A 12,964-nucleotide genomic window follows, 5' to 3' on the forward strand; every position below is an offset into this window, starting at 1 on the left:
TCTTATAACGAACCATCAATATCTGATTAACTACAATTTATTACAAACTTATTACATTATTTTTACGATTTCGACAAATTATAGCAAATTATTCAATTGATATGTAAACTAAAATTAATAAATGAAACGATTACTAAGGGGATACACATGAAAAAGAAAATTATAGCATTCGTTACAGCTACCGTATTCGGGACTTCCCTATATAGTACGTCAGCCATGGCTGCAACAATCAAAGTTAAAAGTGGGGATACTTTATCAAAGTATTCAAAGCAATATAAAATATCAGTTTCAGAGATTAAGAAAGCTAATAAATTATCAAGCGATAGAATCAAAATAGGTCAAAGTATATACATACCTGAAAAAGGCAAGGTCGTGACTAAAACAAACACCAATCCATCTTCATTGGTATATACGGTAAAATCCGGTGATAGCTTGTCATCAATCGCAAAGAAGTATAGGACAACTGTAACACAACTAAAAGCAGGGAATCGATTGAAATCGAATCTAATTAAAATAGGTCAAAAATTAAAAATTAGTAGTGGTACTGTAACATCACCTGTTGCTCCAGCTCCCGCAGCAAATAAACCTGCAGTGTCTACCATTAATAAAAACAAGTTGATTCAAAACGCTAAAACTGTGGTTGGCAGCCCTTACAAATGGGGAGGAACTACTCCAAGCGGATTTGATTGCAGTGGATTTATTTACTATGTGATCAACAAACAAAAATCCGTATCTCGTCAGACTGTTGCTGGATATTGGAACAAGATGAAACCTGTGTCTACTTTATCCGTCGGCGATTTTGTCTATTACGAAACGTATAAAAAAGGTCCTTCACATATGGGAATCTACGTAGGAAATGGTCAGTTCGTTCATTCTGGGTCCCATGGAGTTGAAATTTCCAATATGAATATTTCTTACTGGAAATCTCGCTATCTTGGAGCAAGACAACTCTAGTTTCAAAAGTCCTTATGTATCGATAAGGGCTTTTTTTATTTATCTAACTAAATGATTCTATCGCAAATGTCCAATTAAGGTCATTCCCGAAAGTAAATGCGACGCTTATTTTAGCATCGCACCCGTTTTTTAATAACATGTTGGTTATAAAAAGGAATGAATTATAAATAGAATTGCAAAACTAACTCCAGAACGCAAATGCCACTTCCTGTCCATCCTCTGATATCGAAATAATCCGGATATAGGGACTGGCAGAAGGACTAGCAAGGAAAGCAATCCACTTATATTATTAAAATCAAATTTGAAGCCGTGCATAAAGACAGCTACCGTATGCACGATAATAAAAGCGATAGCGATAATCGCTGCTGGAGTATGCCATTTTCGGGCAAAGCGCAGCAAAATAGCCAACCATTTTTTTACCTCTACTTGACCTTTCAGCATACGAAGCCTCATCACACGAAGAAGCACATAATACGCAAGTACAAAAAATAAGGCAATTCTAGCAATGGAGCCAAAATCTTTAAATGTATGTTCGAACTGCCTGCTGTGCAAAGTGGTTAATGGAAGCTGTAATAGCCCCTTAAGTTCCCAAAACACTATCAAAGCAACGCAATGATTAACCATATTCGTTCCTTTTTAGGAACCCATCCTTGTTTTTGAACCCTGATTTCCCGAGTATTCACTGATTTGTCCTCCTAAATAAAAGTAAGAACCTTTCATTCAGTTTCCTCATTCCAAGATGACTCCATTTTTTTATAAAACAATCCACTTAAAGTTAAAATATCCTTCAATTTTATTTAACTACAATTTAGCACACTAAATGAATGCATTTTATATATTAATGAATTATTAATAATAAATTAATTGAAAAAATAGGTTCATATTATTGATTGATCTTTATAAGCTGGTCGATAAAAAGCTGCTGATTCCCGCATCTAGGAACAGAGGGTACGCACTTATCGGGTGGGGAATTAGGTTAAGCCCCGAGCTAATAAATAGACGGAGAAATTCCGCTTAATTAATAATTATTATTAAAAAAGGCTTAAATAGACGGAGAGATTCCGCCTATTTACTCAAAAAACGTGAAAATGGGAGATTTTTCTTTGCATAAGCGGAATTTCTCCGCTTATTTACCCCGAAACGAGCTCCATTCTGCATTTAACCGGAAATTCTCCGCTTATTCTACTTTTGCTGGTTACAGACTAAACTTCCCCATTAATATAAAAATAAAAAGCTGCCAAAATGACAGCTCTGTTCTTCATAGTATTGCATTAATTCTATATGCCGAGTTTATTTCAACGAAATCTTCACAACATCTTCCAAATATTTCGTTGCACTATATCCAAAAATCTCCAGCTTTTTAGGAACCACTTTCTCACCAGTGCCGTTACCGTCCAACTTCATGCTTTGAACGGTTACGAAATAACGAGGTTGCTCGATTTCATCAAAAGGGACTGGGAATTCATTCGTATCGTATTCCGTCCCATTTTTATCAACGAGCACTCCATCCGTATTCATCTCCGTAGTAATCGGCTCGTTTTCATCTTCTCCCACAATATTGAAGTTAATCGCCTCATACGCTCGATTCTTCACTTCATGATCGCTTATGACAATAATGGAGGGCTGTCCAACTTCCAGTTTGTCGATAGAGATTGTACTGCCTGCATATTCAAAAGTTTGAGGATACTGCTTAGCAGCATCCAGTTCGATGGTTTTTGGGTCTTGAAACGTTAAATTAATAGATGCGAGTTGAACGTGAACCTCTTTTGGCTTTTCTCCGAAAAGGGGTTCAAAGTTTGTTTGAAAAGTCGTCCAATTCATGTCTTGCTGTGAATTCATAAAAGTGCTGCCATACAGATCAGTTTTTACAATTTTATTGTTCACTTCCAGATTATCAATATTAAGAACATCAATCATCTTCTCTGGCTTTTCATTATTAATACCATATTGCAGAATTGTTGCTGTTGGCGCAATGGTTAGTTTATCAAATCGAACCGGGATCCCCTCGACTTCTGTTTCTTGATTCAAGGCATATTCAACGGAAGGCTGTTTTGTCACAGGAATCTCGAAATTCCACTCCCCAGTTTCATATCCAGGGTACAAGGGAGTGCTAATAACTTTCTGGTCAGAGGAATCACGAATCAATTTCAAGAGCCTTGTGATTTTTAGTTTGATCGTTCCATTCTCCTTATTGAGTGGCAGCAGACTAATTTTTCCTTGATACACATTCTTCTCTTTTTTATTGCCATCTGATTTAAGGTCAGGGGGATAGTACCTAGGATGACCTTCCGTATTCATGAGGTCAAGTTCATTCTCCACAATAACCCCATCATCATAATTCATCATATATTTATTTTCTTCATTTGTATCTTCGATTTCATAAAAGACAAGCGTCTGAACATCATCAGCAATCACACTTCTGATCTTAATTTTCACCCCATCGCTTTCCGCTTCCAGGTTCATCCTTTCACCAAGGTCCTGTTGCAGAAAGGGACGCAATTCCTGATCTTTTTCTGTCCAAGTATAGTAGAGGCTAGTAAAACTCTCTGTAAAAACTTCTATCCCTATTAATAATGCTATAAAACTTGCAAATACAATGCCCATTCTTAAACGTTTCTTGTTCTTTTGTTGTCTGTCCTTTTCCTTTTCTACCAGCCTTGCTTTGACGTTCTCCATGAAACCGGATGGTATATGCAAATCTTTCATCCCATCGGTTAGATCTATCATGGTTAACATGACATCTTGAAAGCCAGCCAAATCCACCTGACATTCTTGACAATGATAAATATGTATCTCTAAATCAATCTTTTTTGGGCGATCTAGAGTTCTTTCTAAATAATCGATGTACTCCTTATAATATTCCTTACAACCATTAAAGGATGAACCGTACCCCATTTCTATCCTAAGTGACTGAATTCCGGAAAACAAAAGCTCTTTCAGCTTTTCCACTGATATTTGGAGAAGCTGTGCCGCTTCCACATGTGAGAGACCTTTTACATAGGTAAGGACCATCGCTTCTTTCTCAATGTCTTTCAATTGATCAAGTGCTTTAAATATACTCTGACGTGGTTCACCTTCCCCAGAAGCTTGTAAACCTCTATCAATAGAAAGCTCACGACAAATATGTATGAAAATGGATGTAACCCATGTTTCGAATGATGTTTCACTTTTAAAGCGCGGCAATTCTTTGTGGATTTTTAAAATGGACCGGTAAAAAAGCTCTTCCATTTCCTTCTGGTTACTAAGATAGGACCAACCAAGCGTATAGAACGCCTGTTTATGCTGATTCAACCAATCGAAGATGGATTCCACGCTTTTTTTGCTTATTGAAGTGATTGAAGTAGAATCTATCTTTGCTGGGATCATTCATGCGTTCCCCCCTTTTCGTTCTCTATATGGTATTTATACTTTGAATTATCTTCCTATTATAATAGATTTCATTTAAAATTGGTCTATATTTCCTTTTCTTAACAAAAGTATCCTGCCACTATCTGCTATATTTTCCAAGTATTTTAATTAATAAAATCCCGGATTTCAATCTGAAGGAACCGATGCAGGAAGAAACCTTGTTACTTGATGTGTATTAAGTTCTGTGAAGTGTTAATAATTGTTAGAGATAAGTGAAAAAGGAGCGAGGGAAATGACCTATATAGTTGATTTTAAAAATGTGTCTACAGTTGGCTTAGAGTCCTCACCTATAGCAGAAGCGCTTGCTGGTTTACGCGCGAATGAAGCCCGTTATTTTATGAATAAATACAAGCATGAGTTTACGGTTGAACCAGCTGACGAAAGCCAGGAGACCATTGATTATGTGAACCGGATTTTGAAAGAAGAACGTGATATAGAGTTTGCGGCCAAACCTTTAGAAACTTCGCGTTTTCAAGTGGAAAATATCAATTGGGCTTACGTCTTTTATGAGGATGGTCTTGAGGTCAACGTCTTGTATACGTTAGATGGCTCAAAGCCGAAACGTGCCGTTGGTTTTAAGCTTTCGGAGGGGATGGAGGTACCCAAGGAGTTAGAAGGGAAGTTTAAGTTTGCTAGACAGAAATCTAAACTAGCTGGAACAATTCGGGGCTCGTTTTTTGTAATTAAACGAGAATATTAAAGTAAGGAAAAGGGATAGTCAAGGAATCCTGCCATTATTCATATTCCTTGCCGCGTGAATTAAAATAAAGCAGCATCTTCCTTTAAGTAACCAGCAAAAATAAGCGGATTTTTTCCGGTTAAATGTGGAACGGAGCTTGTTTCGGGGTAAATAAGGGAAGTTTTTCCGACTATTCAGCGCAAAATCCCCCATTTTCAATTTTTACGAGTAGATAGGCGGAATTTCTCCGTCTATTTAAGCTATTTTTAATGATAATTACAAATTAAGCGGAATTTTTCCTTTTATTTATCTGATTGGATGCTTAACATGCCACCTCCGATATGAGCGGATTCACATGATCCCAGATTCCCCCCTATCCTTTCATAGATTCCTATAAAATAAAGCTGCCTGGAATGACCGGCAGCTTTTTAAAGGAGTTATACTAAATAATCAATCAGTTTTTCTTTCGGATGGCCAAAGATTTCTGCTTCTAGCCTACGGCCGGTCGGGGTAGCCGCCAACCCGCCTTCGGCTGTTTCCCTTAACGCAGAAGGCATTGACTGTCCAATCGCATACATGGCTCCAATAACTTCGTCACATGGAATCCTGCTGGTTATCCCAGCAAGGGCCATATCGGCAGCTGTCAAAGCATTGGATGCACCCATTGCATTCCGTTTCACGCAAGGCACTTCAACGAGACCAGCAACCGGATCGCAAACAAGGCCCAGCATATTTTTTAAGGTAATGGCCATCGCTTCGGCTGATTGCTTAGGCGTACCTCCAGCCATTTCAACAATTGCAGCTGCTGCCATCCCTGAAGCCGAACCTACTTCTGCCTGACAACCGCCTGCAGCCCCTGAAATGGATGCATTGTTTGCAACGACAAATCCAAACGCCCCTGCCGTAAATAAAAATTCAATCATTTCCTGCCTAGTTGGATTGAGTTTATCCTTTACTGCAAATAATGTACCTGGAACGACTCCCGCCGATCCTGCCGTCGGTGTGGCACAAATGATGCCCATTGCTGCATTGACTTCATTCGTGGCAACCGCCTTGCTCACCGCATCCAACAGCAATGTGCCGGTAAGAGATTTCCCGCTTTGAATATAGTTTTGCAGCAATACTGCATCGCCGCCTGTGAGTCCTGTGCGTGATTTTACTCCTTTTATGCCCCGTTCGATCGCCCGTTCCATTACGGTCAGGTTTTGATCCATTTTGGCAAGCACTTCTTCACGGGAAAGGCCAGAAACTTCTATTTCCTGCCGAATCATAATTTCGGCTATTTTTACCTGATGTTGTTCCGCCAGCGAAACAAGTTCAGCTACATTACGAAACATAGCATTTCCCCCTGAATCTACTAATCATTTATGTTTAATGCCCGAAAATATTATCATTCAACAATACGGATGACACTTACAACGTTGTCCAGCTTTTGCAGATCGCTTACCAACTGGTTATTTATCTTTTCATCCGATTCAATGACCATGATGGCCATGTCGCCTTTATCTTTCCTGGCCACTTCCATATGACCGATGTTTATTTTATTTTGCGAAAAAATGCTTGTTACCGAGCTGATGACGCCAAAACGATCATTATGAATGACGAGGATTGCAGGGTCACCCGATAATTTTAGTTTGAAGGAGTTGATTTCTGTTATTTCAATGGCTCCTCCGCCGATGGAGATGCCAATGATCTCCAGCTCTTTATCTTCCGCAAAAAGATTAATCTTTACTGTATTGGGATGTTCTGTAATGGCTTCTTCCTCTTGAAAGATGACCTCCATGCCCAGTTGTTCTGCTATTTCCATAGCCTCGGGGATCCGCTCGTCAAATGTATCAAAATCCAATAATCCCGCTACGAGAGCTAAGTCAGTACCATGTCCTTTATACGTCTTTGCAAATGAGCCGTACAGCGAGAGGACAGCCCTTTTCGGCTGGCACTCGAACAGGGTTCTGGCCACGCGGCCAATTCGGACTGCACCAGCAGTATGTGAACTGGAAGGTCCAATCATAATCGGACCAATGATTTCAAATGCTGATCGATATTTCATTGTTTTCACCCGTTCCTATACTTATGATTCTTTATATTAATGTTCCTTTTGCATCCAGCCTTTAAGGAAAAATAGGGACAAGTTATAAAAACTGTCCCTATTCTGTATTAAAATTTACACTGCTTTCTTATCTGTCCGATCTTCTGTTTGAAGTTCCGTAGGTACACGCTTGTTGATTCCGAAAGCATAAAAGCTGATTGCTACAATAGCCAGGAAGACGATACCCGCAATTAGTGAAATACGAGTGTCTTCGTTGAACCACATACCAACAAGCACCGCTGTCAGATAGGCAATTGTCACATAGTTAGTGACAGGTGCAAAAGGCATTTTGAATGGATGGCTGGCCATTTTATCAGCATGAACCTTTCTGAACTTGATTTGGCTGATCAAGATGACAAACCAAGGAACCATACCTGGAAGAACACTTGAAGCATAGACGTACACAAACAATTTTTCTGGTGCAATATAACTTAACACTACACCAACGCCAAGGCCGATTAGAACGCCAATTGTACCGAATAAAGGCACTCCGTTACTCGAAACCTTTGCAAACGCTTTTGGAGCTTGACCATTAACACCAAGAGTATAAAGCATGCGCCCTGCGCTGTAGATACCGCTGTTACATCCGGACATCGCAGCAGTGATAACAACAAAGTTAATGATTCCGGCTGCCGCTGTAATACCGATTTTTGCAAAAGTTGCTACGAACGGGCTTCCTAAAGAAGTTAATTGATCCCATGGATAAACTGTGACAATAACAAAGATTGCACCAATATAAAATACGAGGATACGCCAAATTGTACTTTGAATCGCGTTCCTTATTGTTTTCTGAGGATCTTTCGCTTCACCAGCTGTAATACCAATAAGTTCTACACCTTGATATGCACCAACAACGAGTGATAGGGCAAAGAGGAATCCTTTAAGACCGCCAGTAAAGAAACCGCCATTTTTCCAGAGGTTCGATAAGCCGATTGATTCTCCTCCGTTACCAAGACCGAAGAAAATCAGGCCAAAACCTGCAACAATCATCAATACAATCGTAACTACTTTAATCAACGCAAACCAAAATTCGAATTCACCAAATGATTTAACAGAAATAAAGTTCGCTGCCCCAAGGATAACCATTGCGATTAGGCCTGGGATCCACGCTGGAAGATCTGGAAACCAATACTGCATATATGTGCCGATTGCGATAACTTCCGCCATACCAACAACTACCCACTGGAACCAGTTGCTCCAGGCAGTCATATATCCTGCTATTGGATGGATATACTTATATCCAAATGTTGCAAATGAACCTGTACTTGGTTCCAAGTAGAGCATTTCGCCCATGGCGCGCATTATCAAATAAAGAAAAATTCCTGTAATTCCATATGCTAACATAACGGATGGACCCGTCCAGCCTATTGTGCTGGATGATCCCATAAATAGACCTACCCCAATCGTTCCACCCAAAGCTATCATTTGAATATGGCGCGAACTTAAGCCCCTACTCAATTCCTTGTTTGCCATTTCGTTTCCTCCCCTGTACGCTTATTGTCAAAATTCAAGCAAGATTCATATAACCCCATGTTCATATTTATTATTGCAAGATAACTTAAGATAACATAATCACCAGAAAGTAGTCCACCCGAAAAATACAATTGTCTTTTTTCTAGAGATGGATTATAATAGACTGGTAGACGGAAGTTTGTACAGTTTGCAGAAATTAAAAGGCTAATGCAAGTTCTCTAAAAGGAATGCCTAATTTCTCTGATAAATTTTCCAACATGTCTTTTGTCATACGATCCAAGTCGTATTGTGGATTAAAATCCCATTCTTCACGTGCGGCAGAGGCATCAATACTATTTGGCCATGAGTTTGCAATGCCTTGGCGTACAGGATCAACATTGTATGACATTTCAAATTCAGGAATGAACTTCTTAATTGATGCAGCAATTTGTTCTGGCTCAAAGCTCATCGCAGTGATGTTAAATGCATTGCGGTGCTTCAATCGTGAAGGATCAGCCTCCATCAATTGAATGATTGCTTCGATTGCATCTGGCATATACATCATATCCATAAACGTTCCTTTGCCAATGAAAGATGTATATTTCTTGTTTTTCAGCGCTTCGTAGTAAATGTCAACTGCATAATCGGTTGTTCCCCCACCTGGAAGAGTCTTGTAAGAAATCAGACCAGGGAACCTTACTCCGCGTACGTCTACACCGAATTTGGAGAAATAGTAGTCACAGAGCAATTCTCCGGCTACCTTAGTAACACCGTACATTGTGGTAGGCCTTTGAACTGTATCCTGAGGTGTCATATCTGCCGGTGTTTCCGGTCCGAAAGCTGCGATGGAGCTCGGTATAAAGAGTTTTAGGTTTAATTCACGTGAAACTTCAAGTGCGTTCATAAGACCGCCCATATTTAGATCCCATGCGAATTTTGGTTTTGTTTCACCTACCGCCGACAGCAGCGCAGCAAGATGGATGAGAGTGTCGACTTTATATGTTTTGCAAAGGTCAAGCATTGCTTTAAAATCCATCACATCAAGGATTTCAAATGTACCTCTTTCGATGACTGGATTGCCTTCAATACGGCGGATGTCTGTTGCGATAACGTTTTCTGTTCCGTACACTTCTCTGAGACGGTGTGTCAATTCAGAACCGATTTGTCCAAGACTGCCAGTTATAAGAATTTTTTTCATAAGACTTTACCTCCTAAGGTTTCTACTATAAATTTTGCAATTGATTCTAGTATTCTGTTATTCTTTGTAAAATTTTAAATGATTAGATAATAGACAACTCTTTGCCAATTTTTTCATAAACTGCCAGAACCTCATCGAGCATTTCCTTGGTATGTGCAGCCGTAGGCATATTTCTAACCCTGCCTGTACCTCTAGGAACCGTTGGGAAGGTAATCGATTTTGCATACACACCTTCTTCCATCAGCCTGCGAGAAAATAATTGGGTAAGATCTTCTTTTCCGATAATGCATGGAGTAATTGGAGTTTCGGAATGGCCAATATCGAAACCAAGTTTCTTTAAGCCTTCTTTTAGATATCTTCCGTTTTCCCAAAGCTTTTCAACTTTTTCTGTCGATTCAGTCATAATATTGATCGCTTCAATACAACCGGCAGCATCGCCAGGAGTCAATGAAGTTGAAAACAGGAACGGACGTGCCCGGACTTTCAGCCAGTCAATCAATTGCACTGACCCTGCTACATATCCGCCAACGACGCCAATCGCTTTTGAAAGGGTCCCAATCTGCAGATCAATTCGGTCTGAGAGGCCAAAATGCTTGACTGTACCAGCACCGTTACCCATTACACCTGAGCCATGAGCATCATCTACATATGTGATTAACCCAAACTCTTCAGCAATTTCAACGATTTCCGGAAGCTTTGCTACATCACCGTCCATTGAGAAAACTCCGTCCGTGATGTACATGACTTTTTCGTATAAGCCGCTTTCAATCGTTTCTTTCGCAACTCGGCGTAAATCGTCCATGTCCTGGTGTTTGACGCGGATAATTTTCGCTCCAGATAATCTGCATCCATCAATGATCGATGCATGGTTTAATTCATCCGAGAGAATAGCATCCTTCTTAGTCATAAGAGCTGAAATAGCACCCATGTTGCAATTGAACCCCGACTGGAAGGCAATTGCCGCTTCGGTATGTTTGAACTTGGCAATTGTTTTCTCTAATTCATTATGAATGCTCAATGTACCATTGATTGTACGGACTGCACCAGCTCCCAACCCATACTTATCGATTGCTTCATGCGCCTTTTGCTTCATTCTTTCATTATTGGCAAGGCCAAGATAGTTATTGGATGACATATTGATTAGTGATTTGCCATTGATGGTAACTATAGGGCCATTGGGTCCTTCTACAGTATCAATAACATTGTAAAGACCATTTTCCCTCAACTCGTTCAGTTGGGGTGTTAAGAAGTCCTTTAAAACCATTTTCGCCAAAATAATTCCTCCTCTTAAATTACCTTACTAAGGGTTCTTCACATAACAACTACTCGTATTTTTTATCGGGAACATCATTTTAATACCGCTTTACTTGAAAGCGATTTCAGCCACCTTCCAAAAAAAAGCAATTAGTTTTCAATAAATAATTACTCCCTAAATTTTCAAATCGTACTTTTTGACCGAATGAAGTTATGCTATTGAATTGGATGTGTCATAATAAACTTGTTTAGTTGATTCATATGTTCAGTGCTATTCTATAATTATGTCGGAAAAGTGTCAATACTGTTAGAAAAAGACGAATCATTCAGACTAATGCCTCGATTAAAGAAAGATAGAGAAATAAAGGGTTCATTAAGGCTGGCTAGAAATCATTTTTTGCTTTTGGAAAATCTATTGGGCAGCAACAAATTCACATTAATCCTGAAACAGGACAAACAACCTTCATACCGAACGGGACAAAGGTCGTTTGTAAATATATTTACTTACCATTTAATACACATCACGCTGATAACGCCCTTGCTTCTGCATATCTTTCAGATACGCTTCTGCTTCATCGCGGCTCATGGAACCCTCTTTCTCAATTATGTTAGTAAGTGTTTCATGGACGTCCTTCGCCATGTATTCCTTATCTCCACACACATAGAAATAAGCACCTGTTTGCAGCCACTCGAATATTTCTTTACTGTGTTCTTGCATTTTATGTTGAACATATACTTTTTGAGCGCCATCGCGAGAGAAGGCCGTATCTAATTTAGAAAGTACTCCCTCTTGCAGATATTGTTCCAACTCATCTTTATAAAGGAAATCAGAAGCTGCATGCTGGTCCCCAAAAAATAGCCACGAACGGCCTGTTCCTCTATTCACTGTACGTTCCTGTATAAAAGAACGGAATGGTGCAATACCTGTCCCAGGTCCAACCATAATAATATCAGTATCTTGAGACTCTGGCAGATGAAAATGTTTATTTGCTTGTATAAAAACTGGAAGCGTATCTCCTTCATTCACACGTTCCGCACATAACACAGAGCAAACCCCTTTACGGTCGCGTCCATGAGCTGTGTAGCGTACAGCACCGATAGTTAAATGAACTTCCTCTGGATTCGCTGCAATGCTGCTCGCAATCGAGTAGAGCCGCGCCGTCATTTTTCTTAAAATAGAGACAAATTCTTGAGCAGTTGCTTTCCATGGACCGAATTCACGTACCATATCAAGTAAATCCCGCCCATAGCAATATTCCTTCAATTGGGCTGCATTTTCAACCTGGATGAGCTTTTGTAACTCTTCGTTTTCTGTAAAGGCAGCTGCCTGCTGTAAGACCTTTTTAGATAGCAGTGTAATTTCAAAATAGGTAGTTAACGCTTCCATTAGTGGAAGTGTTTCACCTTGCTTATTGATTGTTACAGGCGTTGCTTCATCCCAGTGCATCTCTTCAAGCAGGGAAGCAACAAGTTCTGGATCATTTGAAGGAATAATACCAAGGGCATCACCTGGCACATAAGAAAGCCCCGACCCTTCTAGTGATAACTCAATATGCCTTGTTTCTTTACTAGAGCCTGCACCATTTATATTAATGTTTTTAAGAATTTTTGCTTGAAACGGATTTGTTCGTGAAAATGTTGTTGGAACTTGTTTGTCTTTTTGGTCAGTCTTTGTGTTATCCAATGTTTTTTGCATGGTTCTTAACCTCCAAAAGTAATATATACATTTTAACATTAATTTTGGAAATTAGATGTATATTTTTTCACAATATTCTTTCCAATTCCAAATGAATTTCCCAATTAAAGTTAAAATGGGTAAGAGCTTTTATTTCAAAGTTTTTAAAATAAAGTTAGCAAATATATATAATTACAACATGATAAAATCGATAGATTGGAGATAATAGCAATAGTAAGGAAATATTTACTCCAG

At 39.4% G+C, this 12,964-nt stretch carries 10 protein-coding genes; 2 read left to right on the top strand and 8 right to left on the bottom strand.

The window, feature by feature from the left end; genetic code table 11:
* The first annotated feature begins 147 nt into the window (after window positions 1-147).
* Entirely contained in the window at window positions 148-954 is an 807-nt protein-coding gene (locus tag COJ96_RS22500) for a C40 family peptidase (RefSeq protein WP_098576016.1), read from the top strand.
* Window positions 955-1,098: 144 nt separating this feature from the next.
* Here the strand turns inward: COJ96_RS22500 and COJ96_RS22505 are convergent, their stop codons facing one another.
* A complete protein-coding gene (locus COJ96_RS22505) occupies window positions 1,099-1,578 on the bottom strand; it encodes a hypothetical protein (RefSeq protein WP_098576017.1) in 480 nt (159 codons plus the stop codon).
* 666 nt (window positions 1,579-2,244) lie between these two features.
* Window positions 2,245-4,320, bottom strand: a complete 2,076-nt coding sequence (locus COJ96_RS22510) for a DUF4179 domain-containing protein (protein ID WP_098576018.1) — start codon at window positions 4,318-4,320, stop codon at window positions 2,245-2,247.
* 274 nt (window positions 4,321-4,594) lie between these two features.
* Here COJ96_RS22510 and COJ96_RS22515 point away from each other — a divergent pair, with 274 nt between their 5' ends.
* Window positions 4,595-5,062 carry a phage tail protein gene (locus tag COJ96_RS22515; protein ID WP_098576019.1) on the top strand — a complete coding sequence of 156 codons (468 nt, stop codon included), beginning with the start codon at window positions 4,595-4,597 and terminating at the stop codon, window positions 5,060-5,062.
* 416 nt (window positions 5,063-5,478) lie between these two features.
* On the opposite strand, the gene sdaAA is transcribed toward COJ96_RS22515, so the two are convergent.
* From sdaAA to COJ96_RS22545, 6 genes are all read right to left on the bottom strand, one after another.
* Entirely contained in the window at window positions 5,479-6,378 is a 900-nt protein-coding gene (gene sdaAA, locus COJ96_RS22520) for an L-serine ammonia-lyase, iron-sulfur-dependent, subunit alpha (RefSeq protein ID WP_098576020.1), read from the bottom strand.
* Between the two features lie 53 nt (window positions 6,379-6,431).
* Complete coding sequence (gene sdaAB / locus COJ96_RS22525) at window positions 6,432-7,091, bottom strand: L-serine ammonia-lyase, iron-sulfur-dependent subunit beta (RefSeq protein WP_098576021.1); 660 nt, start codon at window positions 7,089-7,091, stop codon at window positions 6,432-6,434.
* Between the two features lie 114 nt (window positions 7,092-7,205).
* On the bottom strand, window positions 7,206-8,603 hold the full coding sequence (locus tag COJ96_RS22530; RefSeq protein WP_098576022.1) for an amino acid permease: 1,398 nt from the start codon (window positions 8,601-8,603) through the stop codon (window positions 7,206-7,208).
* 196 nt (window positions 8,604-8,799) lie between these two features.
* Window positions 8,800-9,780 carry an L-threonine 3-dehydrogenase gene (locus tag COJ96_RS22535; RefSeq protein ID WP_098576023.1) on the bottom strand — a complete coding sequence of 327 codons (981 nt, stop codon included), beginning with the start codon at window positions 9,778-9,780 and terminating at the stop codon, window positions 8,800-8,802.
* Window positions 9,781-9,862: 82 nt separating this feature from the next.
* The gene (locus COJ96_RS22540; protein ID WP_098576161.1) at window positions 9,863-11,044 is read right to left on the bottom strand and encodes a glycine C-acetyltransferase; all 1,182 of its coding nucleotides are present in this window, start codon (window positions 11,042-11,044) and stop codon (window positions 9,863-9,865) included.
* A 501-nt stretch (window positions 11,045-11,545) separates the two neighbouring features.
* Window positions 11,546-12,730: a sulfite reductase subunit alpha gene (locus tag COJ96_RS22545; protein ID WP_098576024.1), complete on the bottom strand. Its 1,185-nt coding sequence runs from the start codon at window positions 12,728-12,730 to the stop codon at window positions 11,546-11,548.
* Window positions 12,731-12,964 lie beyond the last annotated feature (234 nt).

This window comes from Bacillus sp. AFS073361 (assembly GCF_002567005.1).
In the GTDB taxonomy this organism is placed as follows: Bacteria; Bacillota; Bacilli; order Bacillales; family Cytobacillaceae; genus Neobacillus.